This is a genomic window from Pedococcus sp. P3_C7 (assembly GCF_056402615.1).
The window spans coordinates 59910-84143 of record NZ_JBFUHC010000005.1; the positions used below are offsets into that span (position 1 = coordinate 59910).

At 68.5% G+C, this 24234-nt stretch carries 30 protein-coding genes; 6 read left to right on the forward strand and 24 right to left on the reverse strand.

The features are described from left to right. The first annotated feature begins 202 nt into the window (after positions 1–202). The 3 genes from AC1DS4_RS07320 to AC1DS4_RS07330 are packed head-to-tail and all read left to right on the forward strand — an operon-like array spanning position 203 to position 2852. Positions 203–814 carry a helix-turn-helix domain-containing protein gene (locus AC1DS4_RS07320; RefSeq protein WP_477624098.1) on the forward strand — a complete coding sequence of 204 codons (612 nt, stop codon included), beginning with the start codon at positions 203–205 and terminating at the stop codon, positions 812–814. Continuing rightward, entirely contained in the window at positions 811–2157 is a 1347-nt protein-coding gene (locus AC1DS4_RS07325; protein WP_477624097.1) for an MFS transporter, read from the forward strand. The genes AC1DS4_RS07320 and AC1DS4_RS07325 overlap by 4 nt, the downstream gene beginning before the upstream one ends. 35 nt (positions 2158–2192) lie before the next feature. Next, positions 2193–2852 (forward strand): LmeA family phospholipid-binding protein, encoded by a 660-nt coding sequence (locus AC1DS4_RS07330; protein ID WP_477624096.1) that lies wholly within the window; start codon positions 2193–2195, stop codon positions 2850–2852. 4 nt (positions 2853–2856) lie between these two features. On the opposite strand, the gene AC1DS4_RS07335 is transcribed toward AC1DS4_RS07330, so the two are convergent. Both AC1DS4_RS07335 and AC1DS4_RS07340 read right to left on the reverse strand, forming a co-directional pair. Then, positions 2857–5949: a pullulanase X25 domain-containing protein gene (locus AC1DS4_RS07335; RefSeq protein WP_477632340.1), complete on the reverse strand. Its 3093-nt coding sequence runs from the start codon at positions 5947–5949 to the stop codon at positions 2857–2859. A gap of 113 nt (positions 5950–6062) precedes the next feature. Beyond that, positions 6063–7745 (reverse strand): ABC-F family ATP-binding cassette domain-containing protein, encoded by a 1683-nt coding sequence (locus AC1DS4_RS07340; protein WP_477632339.1) that lies wholly within the window; start codon positions 7743–7745, stop codon positions 6063–6065. Between the two features lie 190 nt (positions 7746–7935). Here AC1DS4_RS07340 and AC1DS4_RS07345 point away from each other — a divergent pair, with 190 nt between their 5' ends. Then, the gene (locus AC1DS4_RS07345; RefSeq protein ID WP_477624093.1) at positions 7936–8808 is read left to right on the forward strand and encodes a hypothetical protein; all 873 of its coding nucleotides are present in this window, start codon (positions 7936–7938) and stop codon (positions 8806–8808) included. Positions 8809–8897: 89 nt separating this feature from the next. On the opposite strand, the gene AC1DS4_RS07350 is transcribed toward AC1DS4_RS07345, so the two are convergent. Next, positions 8898–9548, reverse strand: coding sequence for a TetR/AcrR family transcriptional regulator (locus AC1DS4_RS07350; RefSeq protein ID WP_477624092.1), 651 nt, complete (start codon positions 9546–9548; stop codon positions 8898–8900). Positions 9549–9610: 62 nt separating this feature from the next. Between AC1DS4_RS07350 and AC1DS4_RS07355 the strand changes: the two genes are divergently transcribed. Then, positions 9611–10201, forward strand: a complete 591-nt coding sequence (locus AC1DS4_RS07355) for a dimethylsulfonioproprionate lyase family protein (protein WP_477624091.1) — start codon at positions 9611–9613, stop codon at positions 10199–10201. A gap of 20 nt (positions 10202–10221) precedes the next feature. Here the strand turns inward: AC1DS4_RS07355 and truA are convergent, their stop codons facing one another. Next, complete coding sequence (gene truA, locus AC1DS4_RS07360) at positions 10222–11091, reverse strand: tRNA pseudouridine(38-40) synthase TruA (RefSeq protein ID WP_477624090.1); 870 nt, start codon at positions 11089–11091, stop codon at positions 10222–10224. A gap of 66 nt (positions 11092–11157) precedes the next feature. Here truA and AC1DS4_RS07365 point away from each other — a divergent pair, with 66 nt between their 5' ends. After that, the gene (locus tag AC1DS4_RS07365) at positions 11158–12357 is read left to right on the forward strand and encodes an MFS transporter (RefSeq protein WP_477624089.1); all 1200 of its coding nucleotides are present in this window, start codon (positions 11158–11160) and stop codon (positions 12355–12357) included. Between the two features lie 419 nt (positions 12358–12776). Here the strand turns inward: AC1DS4_RS07365 and rplQ are convergent, their stop codons facing one another. The 20 genes from rplQ to rplN all read right to left on the reverse strand — a co-directional run bounded on the left by rplQ (position 12777) and on the right by rplN (position 24170). After that, positions 12777–13496: a 50S ribosomal protein L17, sunset domain variant gene (gene rplQ, locus AC1DS4_RS07370; protein WP_477624088.1), complete on the reverse strand. Its 720-nt coding sequence runs from the start codon at positions 13494–13496 to the stop codon at positions 12777–12779. A gap of 65 nt (positions 13497–13561) precedes the next feature. Continuing rightward, a complete protein-coding gene (locus AC1DS4_RS07375; RefSeq protein ID WP_477613497.1) occupies positions 13562–14596 on the reverse strand; it encodes a DNA-directed RNA polymerase subunit alpha in 1035 nt (344 codons plus the stop codon). Between the two features lie 142 nt (positions 14597–14738). After that, positions 14739–15347: a 30S ribosomal protein S4 gene (rpsD, locus tag AC1DS4_RS07380; RefSeq protein ID WP_477613498.1), complete on the reverse strand. Its 609-nt coding sequence runs from the start codon at positions 15345–15347 to the stop codon at positions 14739–14741. Positions 15348–15382: 35 nt separating this feature from the next. Continuing rightward, positions 15383–15787 carry a 30S ribosomal protein S11 gene (gene rpsK / locus AC1DS4_RS07385; RefSeq protein ID WP_057378146.1) on the reverse strand — a complete coding sequence of 135 codons (405 nt, stop codon included), beginning with the start codon at positions 15785–15787 and terminating at the stop codon, positions 15383–15385. Continuing rightward, positions 15787–16164 carry a 30S ribosomal protein S13 gene (gene rpsM / locus AC1DS4_RS07390; protein ID WP_477613499.1) on the reverse strand — a complete coding sequence of 126 codons (378 nt, stop codon included), beginning with the start codon at positions 16162–16164 and terminating at the stop codon, positions 15787–15789. The genes rpsK and rpsM overlap by 1 nt, the downstream gene beginning before the upstream one ends. A 236-nt stretch (positions 16165–16400) precedes the next feature. Further along, on the reverse strand, positions 16401–16514 hold the full coding sequence (gene rpmJ / locus AC1DS4_RS07395) for a 50S ribosomal protein L36 (protein WP_010148647.1): 114 nt from the start codon (positions 16512–16514) through the stop codon (positions 16401–16403). 68 nt (positions 16515–16582) lie between these two features. Continuing rightward, on the reverse strand, positions 16583–16804 hold the full coding sequence (gene infA / locus AC1DS4_RS07400; protein WP_006946284.1) for a translation initiation factor IF-1: 222 nt from the start codon (positions 16802–16804) through the stop codon (positions 16583–16585). A 140-nt stretch (positions 16805–16944) separates the two neighbouring features. After that, complete coding sequence (gene map, locus AC1DS4_RS07405) at positions 16945–17787, reverse strand: type I methionyl aminopeptidase (RefSeq protein WP_477624086.1); 843 nt, start codon at positions 17785–17787, stop codon at positions 16945–16947. Beyond that, the gene (locus AC1DS4_RS07410; RefSeq protein WP_477624085.1) at positions 17787–18362 is read right to left on the reverse strand and encodes an adenylate kinase; all 576 of its coding nucleotides are present in this window, start codon (positions 18360–18362) and stop codon (positions 17787–17789) included. The genes map and AC1DS4_RS07410 overlap by 1 nt, the downstream gene beginning before the upstream one ends. Further along, on the reverse strand, positions 18362–19675 hold the full coding sequence (gene secY, locus AC1DS4_RS07415) for a preprotein translocase subunit SecY (RefSeq protein ID WP_477613502.1): 1314 nt from the start codon (positions 19673–19675) through the stop codon (positions 18362–18364). The genes AC1DS4_RS07410 and secY overlap by 1 nt, the downstream gene beginning before the upstream one ends. Positions 19676–19888: 213 nt before the next feature. Continuing rightward, the gene (rplO, locus tag AC1DS4_RS07420; RefSeq protein ID WP_477613503.1) at positions 19889–20374 is read right to left on the reverse strand and encodes a 50S ribosomal protein L15; all 486 of its coding nucleotides are present in this window, start codon (positions 20372–20374) and stop codon (positions 19889–19891) included. Positions 20375–20376: 2 nt separating this feature from the next. Then, the gene (gene rpmD / locus AC1DS4_RS07425; protein WP_056924254.1) at positions 20377–20559 is read right to left on the reverse strand and encodes a 50S ribosomal protein L30; all 183 of its coding nucleotides are present in this window, start codon (positions 20557–20559) and stop codon (positions 20377–20379) included. Next, a complete protein-coding gene (rpsE, locus tag AC1DS4_RS07430) occupies positions 20556–21212 on the reverse strand; it encodes a 30S ribosomal protein S5 (protein ID WP_477613504.1) in 657 nt (218 codons plus the stop codon). Before rpsE ends, rpmD begins: the two co-directional genes overlap by 4 nt. A gap of 40 nt (positions 21213–21252) precedes the next feature. Then, positions 21253–21627: a 50S ribosomal protein L18 gene (rplR, locus tag AC1DS4_RS07435; RefSeq protein ID WP_477613505.1), complete on the reverse strand. Its 375-nt coding sequence runs from the start codon at positions 21625–21627 to the stop codon at positions 21253–21255. A 3-nt stretch (positions 21628–21630) separates the two neighbouring features. Then, positions 21631–22167 carry a 50S ribosomal protein L6 gene (gene rplF / locus AC1DS4_RS07440; RefSeq protein ID WP_477613506.1) on the reverse strand — a complete coding sequence of 179 codons (537 nt, stop codon included), beginning with the start codon at positions 22165–22167 and terminating at the stop codon, positions 21631–21633. A gap of 11 nt (positions 22168–22178) precedes the next feature. After that, entirely contained in the window at positions 22179–22577 is a 399-nt protein-coding gene (rpsH, locus tag AC1DS4_RS07445; RefSeq protein ID WP_477613507.1) for a 30S ribosomal protein S8, read from the reverse strand. Positions 22578–22655: 78 nt separating this feature from the next. Next, complete coding sequence (locus AC1DS4_RS07450) at positions 22656–22841, reverse strand: type Z 30S ribosomal protein S14 (protein ID WP_035902511.1); 186 nt, start codon at positions 22839–22841, stop codon at positions 22656–22658. 1 nt (position 22842) lies between these two features. Further along, positions 22843–23433 carry a 50S ribosomal protein L5 gene (gene rplE / locus AC1DS4_RS07455; protein ID WP_477613508.1) on the reverse strand — a complete coding sequence of 197 codons (591 nt, stop codon included), beginning with the start codon at positions 23431–23433 and terminating at the stop codon, positions 22843–22845. A 5-nt stretch (positions 23434–23438) separates the two neighbouring features. After that, positions 23439–23798, reverse strand: coding sequence for a 50S ribosomal protein L24 (gene rplX / locus AC1DS4_RS07460; protein WP_477613509.1), 360 nt, complete (start codon positions 23796–23798; stop codon positions 23439–23441). Between the two features lie 3 nt (positions 23799–23801). Beyond that, the gene (rplN, locus tag AC1DS4_RS07465; protein ID WP_056923992.1) at positions 23802–24170 is read right to left on the reverse strand and encodes a 50S ribosomal protein L14; all 369 of its coding nucleotides are present in this window, start codon (positions 24168–24170) and stop codon (positions 23802–23804) included. Between the last annotated feature and the right edge of the window lie 64 nt (positions 24171–24234).

The following is a 24234-nucleotide window of genomic DNA, read 5'->3' on the forward strand; positions in this document are numbered from 1 at the left end:
GGCGCACGGACCGCTGGGCGGTCCGGGGTGTCGCCTTTCGAGGGCGCACGGCACAACAGTGCTCAAGTTTACGGGCAACGCGCTGTGCACCCAAATCGCCTCTGACAGCCCAGAAAACAGCCCCTGACCTGCGGCGATACCCATGCACATTTTCCTTGCACACTACTTGTGCAAACGAACTGTGCAAAGGTATTGTGCACGCATGGCCACCTCCACCACGAAGATCGGCGACCTGACCGGCCTTCGGCTCGACGCCGCCGCGCTCAAGGTCCTCGCCCACCCCCTGCGGTCACGACTGCTGAGCGCACTGCGCGTCGACGGCCCGGCGACCGCCACCGACCTCGCCACCCGGCTCTCGACCAACTCGGGGGCGACGTCCTACCACCTGCGCAAGCTCGAGTCGGTGGGCCTCGTCTCGGACACCGGCGAGGGTGAGGGCAAGCGACGGCTCTGGCAGGCGGCCACCGACTTCCACACCTGGGAGGCGAGCGACTTCGCCGGCGACGAGGACTCCGAGACGGCGCTCAACTGGCTGGTGCGCGACTACGCCCGCCACTTCGCCCAGCAGTTCGAGCGCTGGCTCGACGTCCAGGAGACCTGGCCCCTCGAGTGGCGGGACGCGGCGGGGATGAGCGACAACTTCGTCGTCGCCACCCCCGAGCAGGTGGAGCAGCTGAAGGTCGAGCTCGACGAGCTCCTCCTCAAGTACCGCCGCGTGGGGCAGGGCAACCCGAAAGCACGGCGGCTGGCCGTCTACAGCGCCATCTACCCGCTGGACCTCGACCGGGTCCCGACCGGCAAGGACATGTCGTGACCGCCCTCTCCCCCACAGCCGCCAAGCGGGTCTTCCTGATCCTCAGCACGACCCGGTGGCTCCCCGTCGGTTTCGTGGTCGGCATCTTCACCCTCGTCGCCCGCGAGCGCGGCCTCACCATCCAGCAGATCACGCTCTACATGACCGCGCAGGGGATCATGGTCTTCCTGCTCGAGCTGCCGACGAGCGGCTTCGCCGATGCGCTCGGCAGACGTCCGCTCCTGCTGGTCGCCGGGGTGGTCAACATCGGCGCCGGCGTGGCCTTCCTCTTCGCCCAGTCCTTCTGGCAGTTCGCCCTGTCGGCCGGCCTGATGGGGGTCTACCGGGCGCTGGACTCCGGGCCCCTCGAGGCCTGGTACGTCGACACGGTTCACGAGCGCGAACCAGGGGCCGACGTCCACCGCGCCATGTCTGCCCAGGGCGTGCTGGTCGGGATCGGCATGGGTGGCGGTGCACTCGTGTCGGGTGCATTGGTCGCCTGGCACCCGTTCCGCGACTCGAGCGCGCTGCTCCTGCCGATCCAGGTCTTCGTGGCCTTGTGCGTCGTGCACCTGGTCGCCACCGTCGTGCTGCTGCGCGAGACCCCGCGCAGCGACAGCAGGATGCGGGCCCGGCTGGCCGACTCGGTCCGTGAGACGCCCGTGGTGGTGCGCGACGGCGTCCGCCTGGTGACCCGCAACCGCGTGTTGGCCGGGCTGGTCACGGTCGAGCTCTTCTGGGTCATCGGGATGATGGCCTACGAGACGCTGATGCCCCTGCGCCTGTCCGACCTCCTCGGCTCGGAGGCCAGGGCCGGAGCGTGGATGGGCCCGGCGGCGGCGGGAGGCTGGGCGCTGTTCTCGGTCGGGTCGTGGCTCGGCGGCCGCGCCGCCGACCGCTTCGGGCTGGTGCAGGCCGCCGTGCTCGGTCGCGTGCTCAACGGCCTCGGCGTCGTGGCGATGGGCCTGGTCCTCGGACCTGCCGCCCTGATCGCGGCCTACCTCGTGACCTACTCGCTGCACGGGGCTGCCAGTCCCGCGTACATGGGCCTGATGCACCGCGAGGCGAGCGCGAAGAACCGAGCGACGATCCTGTCCCTGGGCTCCCTCGTCATGCAGGCGGGCGGCGCTGTCGCGGGTCCCCTGCTCGGCCTCCTGGCTGCGCGCACGTCGATCGCCACGGCGATGGTCGTCGCGGGGGCCATCAGCACCCTGGGCTTCGTCTGCTTCCTCCCGGCCTGGCGCCGGCGGCACGCCCAGCCGGTCGAGGGGCGCGACGTGGAGGAGCGCGAGGTGGAGGGGCTCGACGTGGAGGAGCTCGAGGTGGGACAGCGCGAGGTCGAGGACGCCGCCACCACCCAGTGAGCCGGCAGGGTCGCCAGCACGGGAGAGGATGGGGCATGCGCAGGTTCCTGCTCGGTCTCCTCACCGGACTGCTGGCCGCTGCCCTCCTCCTCGCGGCAGGGGTTGCGGCCCTGGTGCTGTCCGTCCCTCACGACGACCCGCCACCGAGCCCGCCGCCCGTGGCGATCCCCGGCGCGCCGACGCGGCTCGGACAGGGACAGACCTGGCTGTCGACAGTCGCCCTCGACAGCGCCGCCGTCCTCACGGCTGACGGCCCGCTCACCGACGTGCGCGCGACAGGGCGCGAGGTGAGCCTCACCGAGCGGGGCCTCACCGCGGGCAGCCTGACCATCGACGCCGTCCTCCCCTTCGCGTCCGCCGGCGCGCAGGTGGGCGACGGCGTGGTGCTGTATGCCGCGGGGTCGGGCCACGCGGGCCTGCGCCGGACCGTGACGTTGCTGGGTCGCGACGTACCGGTGACCGCGACGGGCACCGTGCGCGCCGAGGACGGCCTGCTCGTGATCGAGCCGGAGACGGTGGACCTGGGTGGCCCGGACCTCCTCAACACCGCGGCCTCGGCTGCCGTGCGACGCCTCGTGACCGTCCGTCAGCAGGTCGAGGGACTGCCCCAGGGCATGCGCCTGACCAGCGTCGAGGTGGTCGCGGGAGGCTTCCGCGTGCACCTCGAAGGCCGTCGCATCGCGTTGGTCAGCTAGCCCCTCACTCGCTCGTCACCGTCGTGAGGTGCGACACCGAGTCGAAGCTGAAGGTCGTCGTCGCGCCGGCAGCAGGCACGGTCAGTGCGATGTTGGCCGCACCACCGCCGTCCCCGTAGCTCTCGGCGAACGACAGCCCGTAGGCCACCTTGAACTCGTAGTCGCCGGCGGGGATCAGCTTCGTGGACCACGTGAAGACACCGTCACCGTCCTTGTCCTGCAACCACGGTCGCATGCAGGCGGGCTGCCAGTCGGCGGAGCAGCCGAGCTCGGACTGGAAGGTGCCCGGCGCCGTGACGATCAGCCCCTGCTCGTCGGACGTCGCCCAGTGGGTCGTGGGGTCGTAGTAGAAGGTCACCTTGCCGTCGTCGGTGTCGTAGGAGATGTTCGCGCCGTCGCGAATCCCCTTGTCGCCGTAGTTCTCCGCCCAGCCGCCGTCGAGAGCGGCCTTGTAGGAGTAGGACCCTGCGGGGAGGGTGAAGGCCTTCTTCCAGATGCCGTCGTTGGGGTCGAACGCCAGCATGGCCTGGGTGCACGCAGGCATCCAGTCCTCCGAGCAACCCATCTCGGAGTTGTGCGTGCCGGCCACAGTGACGCTGGTCGGCTGCGTGGCAGGCCGGTCACCGTTGTCGATCACCGGCTGGGGCGGGTTCGCGACCACAGCCCAGGTGGAGTCGGCGGCGACCCGGCCAGCGGCGTCCTTGGTGACGGCGCGGTACTCGAGGTAGGTGTCGACCGGGAAGCCCGAGACGTCGTGGAACACGCGGAACGGAGCGTTGTCGTCGGTGCCCAGGGTCGTCCAGGTCGACGTCCCGACCGGCCGGTAGAGGAAGGTCGTCTGGGCGAAGGTGCTGGCCTGGACCTTCGCCGTGATCTCGGCGCGGCCGTAGATGCCGTGGCCTCCGTCGGCGCCGACCACCTCGGCCTGGACGGTCGGGACCGCGCCGGAGGTGGCGATGGCCTTGTTGGCCCGCCACACGCTCACCGTGAGCGGCGGGACGGTGACGGTGACCGACCCGTCAGCCTTCGGCTTCGTCGCGGTGTCGGTGCCGAACACCGGCGTGAACACCACCCCGTTGCCCTTGCTCCACGTCGGGAACGTGGCCGTGGAAGCCTTGGTGTCGTTGTTGGCCGCGACCACGTACTCGACCTTCTGCCCCGCGTCGATGCGGGACACCGCGAAGATTCCGGCACCGTCGGCGGCATACCTGTTGATCTGGGCACCGTCGGCGAGCGCAGGGTGCTTGGCCCGGACCTGGGACAGTGCCGCGATGTGCTGGTAGATCGGGTTGGTGGTGCCGTACCGGTCCATCGAGCCGTCGGGGCCGCCGAGCACCGTCTCGTTGTTGTAGAGGGCGACCTTGCTCGCGAACATGTCCTCGCGCGCGGCCTGGTCACCACCGGTGCTCACGAAGCCCTGCTCGTCGCCGTAGTAGGTGACCGGGTTGCCACGTGTCGTGAACATGAGCGAGTCCGCGAACTGGACCCGCTTGAGGTGCTCGGCCTCGGTGGTCGCCGAGTCCTTGAGGAACATCGCGACGCGGCCCATGTCGTGGTTCCCGAGGAACGTCGGCAGCTGGTAGGCGTTGCTGTCGGCGTCGGTGTACCAGTCGTCCTTGGCGAAGAAGTCGGCCAAGGTCTTGGCGGGCCGGCCCTTGGCGAAGTCGACGCCCTGCTGCTGGAACCCGAAGTCGAGGGTGGCCTGGAGCTTGCCGGCCGTCGTGTACTCGGACATGACCGCGGGGTTTCCGTCGAAGACCTCGCCGAAGGCGAAGAAGTCCTGCTTCCCGGCCTGCTTGGCATGGCCGAGGATGTCGGGGATGAACTTCTGCCAGAACTCGAGGTTCACGTGCTTGACGGTGTCGATGCGGAACCCGTCGATGCCGAAGTCGACCCACTTCTTGTAGATGTCGCCCATGCCCTTGACGACCTCGGGGCGCTCGGTGAACAGGTCGTCCAGTCCCGAGAAGTCGCCGTAGGTCGAGGACTCGCCGGCAAAGGTCGAGTCACCTCGGTTGTGGTACATCAGCGGGTTGTTCAGCCACGCCGGGACCTTGGCGGTGTCGCCGCCCGGGTGGAAGAAGGGCACGTACGGGAACGACGTGGCCGGGTTCATCTCCGGGAACGCCTTGTCGATGTAGGCACGGTCGTCGAAGGTCGTGCCCGAGGCGTCCTTGTAGGGGAACCTGCCCTTGGACCGGTAGGTGTACTTGCCGCCCTCGTAGTCGATGACGTCGGCCGTGTGGTTCGTGATGATGTCGAAGAAGACCTTCATGCCCTTGGCATGGGCCGCGGCGATCAGCGACGTCATGTCGGCGTTGGTTCCCAGGTGCGGGTCGATCTGCGTGAAGTCGGTGACCCAGTAGCCGTGGTACCCGGCGCTCTCCTGCCCCGGGCCGCCCTGCACCGCCTTGTTCTTGAAGCTCGGCGTCAGCCAGATCGCTGTGGTGCCAAGGCCTTTGATGTAGTCGAGCTTGCTCTCGACGCCCTTGAGGTCGCCACCGTGGTAGAAGCCCTTGGCGGTCGGGTCCAGACCCGTCGTCAAGGGTCCACCCGTCAACCCTCCGGCGTCGTTGGCCGTCGAGGCGTTGGCGAACCGGTCGGCCATGACGAAGTAGAAGCGCTCACGCGTCAGGGAGGAGCGCAAGGAGCTCTTCGCGTATGCCGCGTCGGCGGCCGTCGTGCCCCCGGCCAGGTCCGCGGGGGCGAAGGAGACCACGTGGCTCGTGTCGTCGTAGCTGAACGCCACCCGCATCGGGCTGAGCAGCTTGAGCGAGAGGTTCGCCCCGTCGGGCTTGCCGTCCACCCCGTAGTTGACCGCCCACGAGTCGTTGATGGCGACCTTGAAGGCCCACGTCCCCGCTGGCACGGTGAAGGTGCTCGCATAGGTGGCAGTGGTGCCGACCCGGGCCAGCTTGGAGGCGTCGCACGGAGGCGACCAGTCCTCGAAGCAGCCGAGCTCGGTCTGCAGGTCTCCGACGAGGGTGACCGTTGCGGTCGGTGGCACCGCCACCGCGGGAGACCCCGACACCACCCCCGAACCGATCGCGAGGGCTGCACCCAGCAGCACGGCATACAGACGGCGTGGACCTGGCATGTGATGCTCCTCCGAGGTCGCGGCGCGACTCCTTCGGCGCGCTGCGGTGCCTCGCACGCTAGCTGCGAAAACCTTTACACGCATCCCCACGGTGACGCTCCGTGGGGGCCGGTTCAGCGGGCGCGGACGACCCGGCCCTCGTCCCAGACCGGTTCGTCCGATTCGTACACCCGCCCGTCGGCACCGAAGACCAGGAACCGGTCGAAGCCACGGGCGAACCATCGGTCGTGGGTGACGGCGATGACGGTCCCCTCGAACGCCTCGAGCCCCTCCTCGAGGGCCTCGGCCGAGTGCAGGTCGAGGTTGTCGGTCGGCTCGTCGAGCAGCAGGCAGGTCGCGCCGGACAGCTCGAGGAGCAGGATCTGGAACCTCGCCTGCTGGCCGCCCGAGAGCGACTCGAAGGTTTGCTCGCTGGCGCGGGCCAGACCGTACCGGTCGAGAACCCGGGCCGCCTCCTCGCGGGGACGTCCGGTGCGGTGCTCGTCGCCGCGGTGCAGGATCTCGAGCAGGGTCCGGCCGACGAGGGCCGGCTGCTCGTGGGTCTGGGCGAACCAGCCGGGCCGCACCCTCGAGCCCAGCCGCAGGCGACCCGTGTGCGTCACCGACACCGGCTGGATGTCGCCGACCGGGCGGTGCTCGGCGTCCGGATCGCTCCCGCCGGCGGCCACGAGGCGCAGGAAGTGCGACTTGCCCGAGCCGTTGCTGCCCAGGACCGCGACCCTCTCGCCGAACCAGATCTCGAGGTCGAACGGCTTCATCAGGCCGGTCAGCTCGAGCCGCTCGGCGATGACGGCTCGCTTCGCGGTGCGACCACCCTTGAGCCGCATGTTGACGTTCTGGCGCAGGGGCGTCTCCTGCGGGGGCCCGACCTCCTCGAACTTGCGCAGGCGCGTCTGGGCGGCGTGGTAGCGCGGCGCCATCCCGTCGTTGTACTTGGCCTTGACCTTGAGCATCTGCACCAGGTCCTTGATCTTCTGTTGCTCCTCGTCCCAGCGCCGACGCAGCTCCTCGAGGCGTGAGTTCCGGTCCTCGCGGGCCTGGTGGTAGGTCGCGAACCGGCCCGGGTGGACCCACAGGGTCGAACCGGCCCCGCCTGGTTCGAGGGTGGCGACCCTCGTCGCCACGCGGTTGAGCAGCTCCCTGTCGTGGCTGACGAACAGCACGGTCTTCGGCGAGGCGATGAGCTGGTCCTCCAGCCACCGCTTGGCCGGCACGTCGAGGTAGTTGTCCGGCTCGTCGAGCAGCAGCACCTCCTCGGGGCCGCGCAGCAGCGCCTCGAGGACGACCCGCTTCTGCTCTCCACCTGACAGGGTGGTGACCTTGCGCCACTGGGCCTTGTCGAACGGCATACCAAGGGCTGCGACGGTGCAGACGTCCCACAGCGTCTCGTAGTCGTAGCCGCCCACGTCGCCCCACGCCACCAGTGCGTGGGCGTAGGCCATCTGGTCGGCCTCGCTGTCACGCTCCATCATCAGCAGCTCGGTGCGGTCGATCTCGGCCGCAGCCTCGCGCACCGGCGCCGGCGCCACGGAGAGCAGCAGGTCACGCACCGTCGACTCGTCGCGCACCTGGCCGACGAACTGGCGCATCACGCCGAGGCCCCCGGAGCGGGTCACCGCCCCCTCGTGGGCCACCAGGTCCCCGGCGATGATCCGTCCGAGCGTCGTCTTTCCCGTGCCGTTGGGACCGATGAGCGCGACCTTGGCACCCTCTCCCACCCTCAGCGAGACGTCGCTGAGCAGCGGCCTGCCGTCGGGCAGGGTGAAGTTCACGGTGTTGATGTCGAGGTGTCCCACGGGGTCAAGGGTGCTCTACGCGGCCACCGCACGTCATCTCAGTTGTCTGGCTGGGCGAACCAGCACAAAGGGACTAGACGACCTTAAAGGCTTGGCCAAGTTGGTCAGGGGCACTGCGGCCGGCCCCCGATGATGGGCGAGGTCGTCGAAAGGACAACGTGTGCCACGCCCCGCATCTCCCCTCCGCCTCATGGCTAAGGTCGCCCTCGTGGCGATCGTCGGTGCCGTCGGTGTGACGGTGGCAGGTCAGGCAATGGCTGCCCCGCTGACCGCGGTCGACCGCTCGGGTCGCCCTGCGGCCGCACGAGCCATGTGGGTCTGGGACACCTCCGACCCACAGGCGGTCGTCACCCTCGCGACGGCCCGCAGGATCGGCCAGCTGTATGCCGCCGTGCCCCCGCACGTGGACACCTCGCCGAAGCTCGCCGAGCTGCAGCAGCTCGTCGCCCTGGCCGACGCGGCCGGCTTGCGCGTCGACGCCCTCGGCGGCGACCCGGGATGGGTCGACAACCCGGCGTGGGTGGTCACCAACTGGCTGCGACCGACGCTCGCGACCGGACTGTTCACGGGTCTCCACGTCGACATCGAGCCCTACACGACCCCCGCCTGGACGAAGAACCGCAAGGCCGTCATCACGAAGTACCTCGCCACCCTCGACACCCTGCGCACCGCCGCGGCGGGCACGGCGATCGAGGCGGACATCCCCTTCTGGTTCGACGAGGTCGCCGCGAACGGCTCGACGCTGGACCGCGAGATCATGCGACGCACCGATGCGGTCGCCGTGATGGCCTACCGCAACCACGCCGACGGACCGGACGGCACGATCGCCCTGGCCTCGGCCGAGGTGGCGGCGGGCGCCCAGCTCGGCCGCCCGGTGCGGATCGGCCAGGAGACGAACGTCCTGGGCGTCGACCCCACCGAGGTCAAGCAGACCTTCGCCGGGATGACCCGCACCCAGATGGAGGTCCAGCTGGCTGCGGTCACGGCGGCCTTCTCGACGTCGCCCACCTTCGCCGGTCTGGCGATCCACGACTCACGCGGCTACGCGTCCCTGGCTCCCTGAGCCCCGGGGCGAGCCGGCCTGCTCCCGCGTGGCTGGCTCGCCCCCGCACCCTCACCCTCACCTGGCGAACCGCACGCGACAGGGGCCCCTCAGGGGTCGCCGCTGAGCAGCATCCGACACCACAGGTCGTCAAGGTGGGCGGCGTAGCGCTGCGCCGACCAGCCGCGTGAGTCCAGGAGCAGCCAGTACTCCGGCCCGTTGGTCGACCAGACGATGTCGGCGACCTCGCGGTCGGTCAGGTCGGCCCGCAGGTGACCGGTCGACCGGAGGTCCGCGGCGAAGAGCAGCATGTTCGCTGCCCTCCGCTCCACGAGCCGGTCCCACGCCTGCGCGCACTTCTCGTCGGCGTCGCCCGCGCGACGCAAGGCGTCGATGAGCGGCGCCGTCCGCGGCATCAGCCGACCGAGCGACGCGGCATACACGGCGATCTTGGCCCGGCCCGACGGCGCAGCCCGCACCGCGCGGACGTAGTCGCGCTGCTCTGCCGGGATCGGCTCGTCGGAGGAACCCAGCACCATGTCGATCACCGCCACCATCAGCTCGGGCTTGCGCCCGACGCTGGCGTACACGGTGTCGACCGACACCCCTGCACGGGCGGCGATCTGAGCCACCGTCGTGGCGGCATACCCGTTGTCCGACAACAGGTCTCGCGCCGCCGCCAGTACCTCGCGGCGGGTGCGGGCAGCCCGCTCGGCGCGGACGGGCGAGGTGTAGCGCCGAGGCTTGACGGAGTCGCTCATCGGGCATACCTTACCAATATTCGCCCGAATCCGTTTCGGATGAATATTCGGGAGGAAACCCCATGACCGAGAAGTCGACGCCCGCCACGGCCCCCACCGCCACCGCTACCGCCACTGCCACTGCCACCGCCACCGAGCGCGACGACGAGGCCATGCCACAACCCCGGGCGGTCTTCCGGCGCCAGGGAGATGCGCGCGGCACCTGGGCCATGGGCTCGCTATTCGAGCACCTGCTGACGGCGCAGGAGTCCGGGGGCAAGCTCGGCGTTGCCCTGGTCACCCAGCCTCCGGGCATCGCGACACCCCTGCACCGCCACCACCGTGAGGCGGAGGCGTTCTACCTCCTGGACGGCAGCATGACCTACCGCGCGGGGGACGAGGTCTTCCACCTGACCGAGGGTGACTTCATCTGGTTGCCGCCGATGCTCCCCCACGCTTTCCGCGTCACGGGCGACCGGCCGGTGCGCTTCCTCGGGCTGGCCGACCCCGGTCACCTCTTCGGCCTCTACGACGAGGTCGGCCTGCCGGCCGGCGAGCTCCGCCTGCCGGGCGCTGACGGGCGACCCATGGCGGAGGAGATCCCGCGCTGGAACGCCGTCGGGCCGAAGTACGGACTCGAGGTGGTCGGGCCGCCGCTGCCCGAGGACGCCTGAGCCAAACCCGAGTGCGCGGGTCAGTCGAGGGTTCGCCTGACCCGCGACTCCCTGGCGCGGACAGCCAGCCCCGGGTCGTCGGGATAGACGACCTCCTCGAGCGAGAGACCGTGCGGCGGCATCACCACGACAGCGGCGTCCCGGACCGCCGCCCGCATCACCTCGGCCGGCCAGTCCACCGGGCGGCGTCCCTCGCCCACCGGCACCACGGCCCCCACCAGTGAGCGCACCATGGAGTGGCAGAACGCGTCAGCCACCACCGTCGCCTCGAGCGTGCCGTCGTCGGCTCGCCGCCACGAGTAGTCGAGCAGGGTCCGCACCGTGGTCGCGCCTTCCCGCCTCTTGCAGAACGCCCCGAAGTCGTTCAGCCCCAACAGCTTCTGTGCCGCCGCGTGCATGGCGTCGACGTCGAGGGTGCGCTTGGTGACAACCGTGTCGCGGCGACGAAGCGGGTCCGCCAGCTCCGGTCGGTCGGCCAGTCGGTAGAGGTACCGCCGCTGCAGCGCCGAGAACCGCGCGTCGAAACCCTCGGCGGCGACGGCCACTGCCCGCATGCCGATGTCGATCGGGAGTATGCCGCGCAGCCGGCTCAACGCCGCCTCCTCGGGAGTGCGGGTCGAGCGACCTGGCAGCTGCGCCCAGCCGGCCGGCTCCGGGTCGAGGTGTGCCACCTGACCGCGCGCGTGGACCCCGGCATCCGTGCGCCCAGCGACGGTCAGCCGCACCGGCTCCTCGGCGCGCAGGATGGTGCTCAGGGCAGCGGACAGCACGCCTTCCACGGTGCGCAGGCCCGGCTGGGCCGCCCATCCGGAGAAGTCGGTGCCGTCGTAGCCGAAGTCGAGCCGGATCCGCAGGGGCGCAGTCGTCGGCTCCCCCTGCTGCTCGTCCATACGTCAAAGCCTAGCCACGCGCGAGGGTTGGCCCCCGCCTGACCTGACGTCTGCCAGAGTGGCCGAGTGAGGAGTGCCACCGCCCCGCTGCCGACCACCGCCGCGCTGCCCCGACACCGCGCAGCGGTCGCCGCCGCCTTTGCCGTGCAGGGCCTGCTGTTCATCTCGCTGACGACGCGGCTGCCGAGGTTCCAGACCATCTGGGACCTCTCGGAGCTGTTCGTCTCGGGCCTGCTGCTCATGGTGGTGCTGCTCGCCGGCGCTGGGTCCGCCCTCGCCGAGCTGGCGGCCACCCGCATGGGCAGCGCCGGCACGCTGCGGGCCGGGTTCGCCCTGCAGGCAGTGGGCCTGGGTGCTGTCGCGGTGGCGCCGCAGCGTGCCGTCTTCGTGGCGGGCCTGGCGGTCTACGGCCTGGGGCTGGGAGCGGTCGACGCGGCCTCCAACATGCAGGCGGTGGCGGTGGAGCACCGCTACGGCCGCACCATCCTGCCGTCCTTCCACGGCGCCTGGACCGCGGGCGGGATCGTGGCGACGCTCGTCACGATCGCCGTGACCCGACTCGGACTGGTCACCGGCCTGCTGCCGCTCTGTGTGCTCGCCCTCGGACTGCTCGCGGCACCCCTGCTGCCCACGAGTGCCGACGCCCCCGCCACTGCCTCGGACAGCCCCGCCCTCGAGGTGCCCTGGCGCAAGATAGCCCTGCTCGGCGCCGCGATGGTCCTCTTCTACATGGTCGACACGGCAGCCACCACGTGGGGGCCGGTCTTCCTCAAGTCGGTGCACGATGCCCCTGACTGGTTGCTCCCCCTCGCGACCCTTCCCTACCTCGTGGCGAGCCTTGGCACTCGGCTCGCCGGCGACGCCGCGGTGGCCAGGGTCGGGGCGGTGCCGCTGCTGCGGATCGGTGCACTCGTCGCCTGCGCGGCGCTGGCCGTCATCGTCTTCTCGCCGTCGTGGCCCGTCGCCGTGCTGGGCTTCACCGTGCTCGGCGGCTCGGTGGCGGTGATCGCTCCCCTGTCCTTCTCCGCGGCGGCAGTCGTGGCCGGCGGTGGGCTCGACCCCGAGGCGCGCCGCGCGCGGGTGGACGCGGTCATCGCCCGGTTCAACCAGTTCAACTACGTCGGCGGCCTGCTCGGCGCGGTCCTCACCGGCGTCGTCGGCTCCGACTCCCTGCGGCCGGGTTTCGCCGTGCCGATGGTCCTGATCCTGGCCATCCTCCCGCTCGCCGGCGCCTTCCGCGCAGAGCCGGCCCCCCGGCATACCTGACGCGGTCGACGGCAGTCCTGACGCGCAGGACGCCCGCACTTGTTGCCACACGCACGTCACCAGACCCCCGAAACAGCCCCTCCGTGACCGCCACCCAGCAACAAGTCACAGGACGCCCGCACTTGTTGCCGGACGCACGTCACCAGGCCCCCGAAAAAGCCCCTCCGTGACCGCCGTCTGGCAACACGTCGCAGAGCGCCCGCACTTGTTGCCCCACGCACGTCACCAGACCCCCGAAACAGCCCCTCCGGGACCGCCACCTGGCAACAAGTCGCAGGACGCCCGCACTTGTTGCCGGACGCTCGTCAACGGACCCCCGAAACAGCCCCTCCGTGACCGCCGTCGGGCAACAAGTCACACGAGAAGCGGGCCGCCCACCCCGAAGGGTGGACGGCCCGCACGTGCTGCAGCGGCCTGGGTCAGGCGCCGGCCTTCGTGAAGCCAGCGCCCTCGGCGTCGGCAGCAGACTTGAACCAGAACTCGGCCACCGTCTGGTCGAACCACTGACCGTCGGCCTCGTGGTACTTGCCGGAGTCGGCGTTGCCCTTGACGGTGTACTCCGCGTCGGGGGACGAGCCGTCCTCGTTGGCGGCGACGGCGCCGGCCGGGACCTCCTTGGCCGAAGCCTCGGTGGTCTCGGTCGCCTCGGTGGTCTCCTCGGCCTCGACCTTGGCCTCGTCCTCCGCAGCCTTGGTCTCGGCAGCAGCCTCCTTGGCCTCGGCCTGCTTGGCGGAGCGCTTGGTGGCGGCCTCCGCCTCCTTGACGGTCGCCTTCTTGGCCATCGGCTCGCGGACGAGCTCGATCACGGCCATGGGGGCGTTGTCACCCTTGCGGGCGCCGATCTTGGTGATACGGGTGTATCCGCCGGGACGCTCGGCCATGTCGGGCGCGATCTCGGTGAAGAGACGGTGCACGACACCCTTGTCGGAGATGACCGACAGGACGCGACGACGGGCGTGCAGGTCACCGCGCTTGGCGAACGTCACGAGACGCTCGGCCAGCGGGCGCAGGCGCTTGGCCTTGGCCTCGGTGGTGGTGATCGAGTCGTGCTCGAACAGCGACTGCGCCAGGTTGGCCAGGATCAGTCGCTCGTGGGCCGGACCGCCGCCGAGACGGGGACCCTTGGTGGGGGTAGGCATGGTTCAGGTTCTCCTTGGTGTGCGAGGGGCGGATGGTCTCCCGCCCGCCCCTCAGCGGCGGTTGGTCAGAGCTGCTCGTCTTCGGCCAGCGAACGGCCGTCGTCAGCGAAGTCGTCGTCGTAGTCGCCGTAGTTGTCAGCGATCGCGCTCGGGTCGAACCCGGGCGGGCTGTCCTTGAGCGCCAGACCCATGCCGACGAGCTTGGCCTTGACCTCGTCGATCGACTTCGCACCGAAGTTGCGGATGTCGAGCAGGTCCGCCTCGCTGCGACCCACGAGCTCACCCACGGTGTGGATGCCCTCACGCTTGAGGCAGTTGTAGGACCGGACGGTGAGGTCGAGGTCCTCGATCGGCAGCGCCAGGTCGGCGGCCAGGGCGGCGTCGGTCGGGGACGGGCCCATGTCGATGCCCTCGGCCTCGACGTTGAGCTCACGGGCCAGCCCGAACAGCTCGACCAGCGTCTTGCCGGCCGAAGCCATGGCGTCACGCGGAGCCATCGAGTTCTTGGTCTCGACGTCGACGATGAGCTTGTCGAAGTCGGTGCGCTGCTCGACACGGGTGGCCTCGACCTTGTAGGTCACGGCCAGCACGGGCGAGTAGATGGAGTCGACCGGGATGCGGCCGATCTCCTGGTCACCGGACTTGTTCTGGTTGGCCGAGACGTAGCCGCGACCGCGCTCGACGGTCAGCTCCATCTCGATCTTGCCCTTGCCGTTGAGCGTGGCGATGTGCAGGTCGGGGTTGTGCACCTCGACCCCGGCCGGCGGCGCGATGTCCGCGGCGGTGACGGCGCCCGCACCCTGCTTGCGCAGGTACATGACGACCGGCTCGTCGTGCTCCGAGGAGACGACCAGGCCCTTGATGTTGAGGATGATCTCGGTGACGTCTTCCTTGACCCCGGGGATCGTGGAGAACTCGTGCAGCACACCGTCGATGCGGATGCTGGTCACGGCTGCGCCGGGGATGCTCGACAGGAGCGTGCGGCGCATGGAGTTGCCGAGCGTGTAGCCGAAGCCGGGCTCGAGGGGCTCGATGACGAAGCGGCTGCGGTTGTCTGCAACCACGTCTTCGCTGAGGGATGGGCGCTGTGCAATGAGCACGGGTATTTCCTTCCTCGTCGGCGACCGCTATATGACGCCGATGATGTGCCGGTCCGACCGGCTGCCGTGGTTGCCTCTGTCTGCGACCACAGCCGAAGGCGAGGTATGCCGCGTGGTCACCCACGCGGCATACCTCCTGCCGTCAGTTCTTGGAGTAGAGCTCGACGATCAGCTGCTCCGTGAGGATCGTGTCGATCTGCGCACGCTCCGGGAGCTGGTGGATCATGATCTGCAGCGTGCCCGGGACGACCTGGAGCCAGGCCGGGGTGGGGCGCTCACCGAAGGTCTGGCGAGCCAGCTCGATCGGGAAGGTGTTCACGGACTGCTTGCGAACGGTGATGATGTCGTACTGCTCGACGCGGTAGGACGGAACGTCCACGCGCACGCCGTTGACCTCGAAGTGGCCGTGCGTGACGAGCTGGCGAGCCGCACGACGGGTGCGGGCCAGGCCGGCGCGGTAGACCACGTTGTCCAGGCGGGACTCGAGGATCTGCAGCAGGGTCTCACCGGTCTTACCAGAACGCCGTGAGGCCTCCTTGTAGTAACCGCGGAACTGCTTCTCCATGACGCCGTAGGTGAAGCGAGCCTTCTGCTTCTCCTGCAGCTGGGTGAGGTACTCCTTCTCCTGCATCCGACGACGGCCGTGCTGGCCGGGCGGGAAGGGACGGAGCTCGAAGTTCTTGTCGCCGCCGACGAGGTCGACCTTGAGGCGACGCGACTTCTTGGTGATGGGGCCGGTGTAACGAGCCATGAGTTTTCTCTATCTCCCTGTTCTTTACCGACGGCTCAGACGCGGCGGCGCTTGGGCGGGCGGACACCGTTGTGCGGCGAGGGGGTGACGTCGCTGATCGCACCGACCTCGAGGCCGGTCGCAGTCAGGGAGCGGATGGCGGTCTCGCGGCCAGAACCCGGACCCTTGACGAAGACATCGACCTTGCGCATGCCGTGCTCCATCGCGCGGCGGGCGGCAGCCTCGGCGGCCATCTGCGCAGCGAACGGGGTGGACTTGCGTGAACCCTTGAAGCCGACCTGGCCGGCGGAGGCCCAGGCAATGACGGCGCCGGTGGGGTCCGTGATCGAGATGATGGTGTTGTTGAAGGTGCTCTTGATGTGAGCGTGCCCGTGGGCGATGTTCTTCTTTTCCTTGCGGCGCACCTTCTTGGCGCCGGCAGTGCGAGCCTTGGGAGGCATTACTTACCAACCTTCTTCTTGCCGGCGACGGTGCGCTTCGGGCCCTTGCGGGTGCGCGCGTTGGTCTTGGTGCGCTGTCCACGCACGGGCAGGCCGCGGCGGTGGCGGATGCCCTCGTAGGAACCGATCTCGACCTTGCGGCGGATGTCGGCGGCGATCTCGCGACGGAGGTCACCCTCGATCTTGACGTTCGCCTCGAGGAAGTCACGGAGCTGGACCAGCTCGGTGTCGGTCAGGTCGCGGACGCGGGTGTTCGGGTTGACACCCGTGGCAGCCAGCGCCTGCTGGGAGCGGGTACGACCCACTCCGAAGATGTAGGTGAGAGCGATCTCGACGCGCTTCTCGCGTGGGAGATCAACACCAACAAGACGTGCCATCTTGTGTGTTTCCTTTGTTTCACCGGAGGTCTGGAGCAGTACCGTTCCGGGCTTGGTCCCGAAGCTTTCCTCGGGGCACCGGTCCTCGGCCTCCGGGCCGGGGGTGACGTCCTGGGCTGCGTCGACGACGCTGCCTCCAGGGGCCGGGTACTGCGGTCAATTCACTTGTGCGCTTCTCGAAGAGATGCGAGTCGTGCTCAGGCGAGACCCGTTTCGGGGTCTCGCGGTACTTCTGGTCAGCCCTGGCGCTGCTTGTGGCGCAGGTTCTCGCAGATCACCATGACCCGGCCGTGACGGCGGATCACCTTGCACTTGTCGCAGATCTTCTTGACGCTCGGCTGAACCTTCATAGCCTCTGCTTCGCCTCGATCTGGCACTGCCGGTCCGGATGGGCCAGCAGGTCTAACGGGTGGTGCGTCTAGCGGTAGCGGAAGACGATCCGGCCACGGGTCAGGTCGTACGGGCTGAGCTCCACCACCACGCGGTCCTCGGGGAGGATCCGGATGTAGTGCTGGCGCATCTTGCCCGAGATGTGAGCGAGAACCTTGTGACCGTTCGTGAGCTCGACCCGGAACATCGCGTTCGGGAGAGCCTCGACGATCGTGCCCTCGATCTCGATGACACCGTCCTTCTTGGCCATATCCTCCACAATCTGTTGCGTGGTGCCCCCTGCTGGGGCGCGCACACGAATACGGCGCGCGAGGTCGCGCACCGACAGACGAGTCTACGCCAGGACGCGCTGAGCACGAAATCGTGCTCCGGACCGCCGCCCGCAGGAGGTCAGCCCAGGGGTGCGTATGCCGCGCCGGCGGCTTCCAGCCGCTCCTTGCCACCGTCGAGGGCGGTGAGCACCCACAGCCCGTCGTCGGTGACCGCCACGGTGTTCTCCCAGTGCGCGGCACGGGAGGAGTCGGTGGTCACTACCGTCCAGTCGTCCTGGAGCACCCGGGTCTCGGCGGACCCGAGCGTCACCATCGGCTCGATCGCCACCGTCACCCCCGAGCGCACCGTGGGGCCCTTGTCGCGAACGCGGTAGTTCGGCACCTGCGGGTCCATGTGCATCTCGGTGCCGATGCCGTGGCCGACGTACTCCTCGACGATCCCGTAGTCGTGGCCGTCGCGCTCGCCCGAGGCGACGATGCTGTCCTCGACACCGGCACCCACGGCATACAGCGACTCCCCCACGGACAGTGCGGCGATGCCGGCCCACATGGAGTCCTCGGTGGCGTCGATGAGCGCGAGGTCCTCGGGGCGCCCGGCGTCGCGGCCGCCCACGATCACGGAGATGGCGGCGTCACCGTGCCAGCCGTCCACGATGGCGCCGCAGTCGATGGAGATGAGGTCACCCTCGGCCAGCACCCGCGCCCCGGGGATCCCGTGCACCACCTCGTCGTTGACCGACGTGCAGAGCGAGCCGGTGAAGCCGTGGTAGCCGAGGAACGACGGGGTCGCCCCACACCCGCGGATGTGCTCCTCCGCGAGCTCGTCGAGCTGCTTGGTCGTCATCCCCGGACGGACCGTCTGGGCCATCAGCTGCAGGGTCTGACCGACCACCAGACCAGCCTTGCGCATCCGCAGGATCTGGTCTGGGGTCTTGGTCTCGATGCGGGACCGGCCGAACATCAGGATCGAGCAACCCCTTCGAGGGCGTCGGAGATGCGGGTGAAGACGTCGTCGACCGAACCCATCCCGTCGACCTGCACGAGCAGGCCACGAGCGGCGTAGACGTCGGTGAGCGGAGCTGTCTCGCGACGGTAGATCGCCTGTCGTTCGCGGATGACCTCTTCGGTGTCGTCCTCGCGACCCTCGATCTGGGCCCGCTTCAGCAGTCGCTGGACCACGGCCTCGTCGTCGACGGTCAGCTCGAGGACGGCCTCGAGCGCGTGGCCGTGCTCGGCCAGGATCGCGTCGAGGGTCTCGACCTGCGCCGCGGTGCGCGGGAAGCCGTCGAGCAGGAAGCCCTGCTCCGCGTCATCCTCGAAGAGCCGGTCGCGGACGACGGCGTTGGTGATCTCGTCGGTGACGTAGCCACCGGACGCGAGCACCTCCTTGACCTGGCGGCCCAGCGGGGTCTCGTTCTTGATGTTGGCGCGGAAGATGTCACCCGTGGAGATCGCGGGGATGCCCAGGCTCGCGGCGATCTTGGCGGCCTGGGTGCCCTTACCGGCACCCGGCGGGCCGAGGATGATGAGGCGCATCAGCGGAGGAACCCTTCGTAATGGCGCTGCTGCAGCTGCGACTCGATCTGCTTCACCGTCTCGAGGCCGACGCCGACGATGATGAGGATGGAGGTGCCACCGAACGGGAAGTTCTGGTTGGCCCCGACGAGTACCAGTGCGATGAGCGGGATCAGCGAGACGAGGCCGAGGTAGATGGCCCCTGGAACCGTGATGCGGGTGAGCACGTAGTCGAGGTACTCGGCCGTGGGTCGCCCGGCGCGGATACCTGGGATGAAGCCGCCGTAGCGCTTCATGTTGTCAGCCACCTCGACCGGGTTGAACGTGATCGACACGTAGAAGAACGTGAAGAACAAGATCAGCACGATGTAGGCGAGCATGTAGATCGGGTGGTCGCCCCGCACGAGGTGCTGGTCGATCCAGGTCACCCAGCCGGCTTGGTCACCGGTGGTCGACCGGTTGAACTGTGCCAGCAAAGAGGGCAGGGCGAGCAGGGACGAGGCGAAGATCACGGGGATGACGCCGGCCATGTTGACCTTGAGCGGGATGTAGGTCGAGGTGCCGCCGTACATCTGGCGGCCGACCTGGCGCTTGGCGTACTGCACGGGGATGCGCCGCTGGCTCTGCTCGACGAAGACGACCAGCGCGATGATCAGGAACCCGAGCAGGATGACGCCGATGAAGATGTCCCAGCGGCCGTCCTTCTGCTGGATCGCCCACAGCGAGGACGGGAACGAGCTGGCGATCGAGGTGAAGATCAGCAGCGACATGCCGTTGCCGATGCCCTTGTCGGTGACCAGCTCGCCGAGCCACATGACGACGCCGGTGCCGGCGGTCAGGGTGAGCACCATGATGACCAGGGTCACGATCGACTCGTCGGGCAGGATGCTCGTGCAGTTGGGGCCGAACAGTGCCGAGGGGTTCTGGGCGAACGTGATGAGCGTCGAGGACTGCAGGACCGCCAGGCCGATCGTCAGGTAGCGCGTGTACTGCGTCATCTTCGTCTGGCCCTGCTGGCCCTCCTTCTTCAGGGCCTCGAACCGCGGGATGACCACGGTGAGGAGCTGCACGATGATGCTCGCCGTGATGTACGGCATGATCCCGAGCGCGAAGATCGACAGCTGCAGGAGCGCGCCGCCACTGAACAGGTTGGCGAGGCCGAGCACACCGGTGGTCGAGTCCGCACCCTTGATGCAGGCCTGGACGGCCTTGTAGCTCACGCCGGGAACCGGCACGTGCGAGCCGAGCCGGAAGATGATGACGATCGCGAGGGTGAACAGCAGCTTCCTGCGCAGGTCCGGCGTCTTGAACGCACGGGTGAAGGCGGTGAGCACAGGTCCTCCTGGTGACGCGGGCCGGTTCGGCCTCGCGAGAATGATGGTCAGGCAATCCTACGAAGGTTACCCCGAGCGCCAGCGAGGGGTTGCAAAGACGTGGTCCCGAGACTTTGCGCGGAACAGGCTGACTTGCTGGAGGCCACAAATGGGGTATGCCGCGTGCTCACCTTGAGCGGTGAGCCCGCGGCATACCCTGTCGTCGTTGCGTGGTCAGGCGGAGGTGACCGAGCCGCCGGCGGCTTCGATCTTCTCCTTGGCGGTCGCCGAGAACTTGTCAGCGGTCACGTTGACCTTGACGGTGATCTCGCCGGTGCCGAGCACCTTGACCGGGGAGTTGTCGCGGACCGCACCCTTGGCCACGAGGTCGGCGATGGTCACATCGCCACCCTCGGGGAACAGGGCGGACAGCTTGTCCAGGTTCACGACCTGGAACTCCACGCGGAACGGGTTCTTGAAGCCACGCAGCTTCGGGAGACGCATGTGCAGCGGCATGGCGCCACCTTCGAAGCGCTCCGGAACCTGGTAGCGGGCCTTGGTGCCCTTGGTGCCACGACCGGCGGTCTTGCCCTTGGAGCCCTCACCGCGACCCACACGGGTCTTCGCGGTCTTGGCGCCGGGGGCCGGACGCAGGTGGTGCACCTTGAGGGTCGTGCCCTCGGGCGCGGCAGCGGCCTTGACGGCCTTCTTCTCTGCCATGGTCAGTCAACCTCCTCGACGGCAACGAGGTGCGTCACCGTCTTGACCATCCCGCGGATCTCGGGACGGTCCTCCTTGACGACGACGTCGCCAATGCGCTTCAGACCGAGGCTGCGCAGCGTGTCACGCTGGTTCTGCTTGCCACCGATCTCGGAACGGGTCTGGGTCACCTTGAGACGCATCAGGCACCTGCCTTGGCGGCTTCGCGGCCAGCAGCCTGGGCGCGCAGCATCGCGGCCGGGGCCACGCGGTCGACCGGGAGGCCGCGGCGGGCAGCCACTTCCTCCGGACGCTCGAGACCCCGCAGGGCCGCGACCGTCGCGTGGACGACGTTGATGGCGTTGTCCGAGCCGAGCGACTTGCTCAGCACGTCGTGGATGCCGGCGCACTCGAGCACCGCACGCACCGGACCACCGGCGATGACACCGGTACCGGGAGCGGCGGGACGGAGCATGACGACACCGGCAGCGGCCTCACCCTGCACGGGGTGCGGGATGGTGCCCTGGATGCGGGGGACCTTGAAGAACTCCTTCTTGGCCTCCTCGACACCCTTGGCGATCGCCGCGGGAACTTCCTTGGCCTTGCCGTAGCCGACGCCGACGGTGCCGTCGCCGTCGCCCACGACCACGAGGGCGGTGAAGCTGAAGCGACGTCCACCCTTGACGACCTTGGACACGCGGTTGATGGTCACGACGCGCTCGACGTAGGCGCTCTTCTCGGCCTGGTCACGGCCGCCGTCACGACGGTTGTCGCGGCCACCGCGGCGGTCGCCGCGCTCACCACGAGCTGCGTCGCCGCCAGCAGCGGCACCAGTGCCTCGACGCTGGGGTCCGGGCATCAGATGTTCCTCATCTCAATAACAGTTGCGGTCACGGTGCTCACAGGGCCAGTCCACCCTCGCGGGCGCCCTCGGCGATGGCAGCGACGCGGCCGTGGTACTTGTTGCCACCACGGTCGAAGACGACAGCCTCGACACCGGCGCTCTTGGCGCGCTCGGCGAGCAGCTCGCCCACCTTGCGGGCCTTGGCGGTCTTGTCACCCTCGAACGAACGCAGGTCCGCCTCCATGGTGGAGGCCGACGCCACGGTCTTGCCGAGGGTGTCGTCGACGATCTGCACGAAGACGTGGCGCGAGGACCGCGACACGACCAGGCGGGGACGAACCGTCGTGCCGGTCACCTTCTTGCGCAGGCGCAGGTGGCGACGTCCGCGTGCAGCGGACTTGCCCTTGGCGCGCTTGACGATCATTGCCATGGCTTACTTACCGGCCTTTCCGACCTTGCGACGGATGTGCTCGCCCGCATAGCGAACGCCCTTGCCCTTGTACGGGTCGGGCTTGCGCAGCTTGCGGATGTTTGCAGCAACCTCGCCAACGAGCTGCTTGTCGATGCCCTGGACCGCGAAGCGGGTCGGGTTCTCGACGGCGAAGGAGATGCCCTCAGGGGCCTTGACGGTGATCGAGTGGCTGTAGCCCAGCGCGAACTCGAGGTCCCCGCCCTTGTTGGCCACGCGGTAACCCGTGCCGTGGATCTCCATCTTCTTCTCATAGCCCTCGGTCACACCGAGCACCATGTTGTTGATGAGCGACCGGGTCAGGCCGTGCAGGGCACGCGACTGGCGCTCGTCGTTGGGGCGCTTGACCTCGAGGTCCGCGTCACCCTTCTCGACGGTGATCGGCTCGGCCACGACGTGGCTGAGCTCGCCCTTGGGGCCCTTCACCTTGACGGACTGGCCGTCGATGGTGACCTCGACACCGCTCGGGATGGAGACCGGGAGTCGTCCGATACGCGACATGTCGAATCCCCTTACCAGACGTAGGCGAGGACTTCCCCGCCCACACCCTTGGCTTTGGCCTGGCGGTCCGTGAGGAGACCAGACGAGGTGGAAAGGATGGCCACACCGAGACCGCCGAGAACCTTGGGCAGGTTCGTCGACTTGGCGTAGACGCGCAGACCGGGCTTGGAGACACGGCGCACGCCAGCGATGGACCGCTCGCGGTTGGGGCCGTACTTGAGCTCGATGGTCAGCGTCTTGCCGACCTCGGCGTCCTCGACCTTCCAGGCGGCGATGTAGCCCTCCGCCTGGAGGATCTCGGCAATGTGGGACTTCAGCTTGGAAAACGGCATGGAGACATCGTCGTGGTGCGCCGAGTTGGCGTTCCTGACGCGGGTCAACATGTCCGCAATCGGGTCAGTCATGGTCATGGGCTTCTCCGGCCCTCTCTCACCGTGGTTTCACTGCGGATGCAGCGACCTGCGATGTAAGGATGAAATCGGTGGGTATTACCAGGAGCTCTTGGTGACGCCGGGCAGCTCGCCGCGGTGAGCCATCTCGCGAAGGCAGATGCGGCACAGCCCGAACTTGCGGTAGACCGAGTGCGGTCGGCCGCAGCGCTGACAACGGGTGTAGCCGCGCACCTTGAACTTCGGCTTCTTGTTGGCCTTGTTGACCAGGGCGGTCTTCGCCATGTCAGTTCTCCTTGAAGGGGAAGCCGAGCGCCTTGAGCAGTGCGCGGCCCTCGTCGTCATTGGTGGCGGTGGTCACCACGGTGATGTCCATGCCACGCACGCGGTCGATCCGGTCCTGGTCGATCTCGTGGAACATCGACTGCTCGGTGAGACCGAAGGTGTAGTTGCCGTTGCCGTCGAACTGCTTGGGCGACAGGCCGCGGAAGTCACGGATACGGGGCAGAGCCACCGACACGAGACGGTCGAGGAACTCCCACATCCGGTCGCCGCGCAGCGTGGTGTGCGCACCGATCGGCATGCCCTCGCGCAGCTTGAACTGCGCGATGGACTTGCGGGCCTTGGTCACCAGCGGCTTCTGGCCGGTGATGGCGGACAAGTCCCTGATCGCGCCCTCGATGAGCTTGGCGTCCTTGGCGGCGTCACCAACACCCATGTTGACGACGACCTTGACCACGCCGGGCACCTGCATGACGTTCTCGTAGCCGAACTGCGTGAACAGCCCGCCCTTGATCTCGTCCGCGTAGCGCTGCTTGAGGCGCGGCGTGACCGCTGCGGAAACTTCGGTCTGAGGCTTGGTTTCTGTTTCGGTCATGTCTCTCACAGGTCCTTGCCCGAGCGCACCGCGACACGGGTGCGGACGGTCTTGGTGCGGCCGCCACGCTCGACGGTCTCGACGCGGGTCTTGATCCGGGTCGCGAGCTTCTTGTCATCGGGGTCCACGACGGCCACGTTGCTCACGTGGATCGCGGCTTCCTGGACGACCAGGCCACCGGTACGGGTACCGCGGGCGGACTGACCGGCCTTGGTGTGGCGGGTCACCCGGTTGACGCCCTCGACGAGCACGCGTTCGGTCTCGGGGTACACGGCGATGACCTTGCCGATGCTGTTGCGATCCTTGCCGGTGAGCACCTTGACGGTGTCACCCTTCTTGATCTTCATCTTCTTCTTGTCAGCCATGGGTCAGAGCACCTCCGGCGCCAACGAGATGATCTTCATGAACTTCTTCTCACGCAGCTCGCGGCCCACCGGGCCGAAGATGCGGGTGCCACGGGGGTCCCCGTCGGCCTTGAGGATGACGGCGGCGTTCTCGTCGAACTTGATGTACGACCCGTCGCCGCGACGGCGCTCCTTGGTGGTGCGCACGATGACGGCCTTGACGACGTCGCCCTTCTTGACGTTGCCGCCGGGAATGGCGTCCTTGACGGCGGCGACGATGACGTCACCGATGCCGGCGTAACGACGACCCGAGCCACCGAGAACACGGATGCAAAGGATTTCCTTGGCACCAGTGTTGTCGGCGACGCGCAGTCGCGACTCCTGCTGGATCACTGTCTAACTCCTGTCGTCGAGCTGGTTCTCACGCACGGTGAGCCTTGCCGAACTGTGGGGGGCT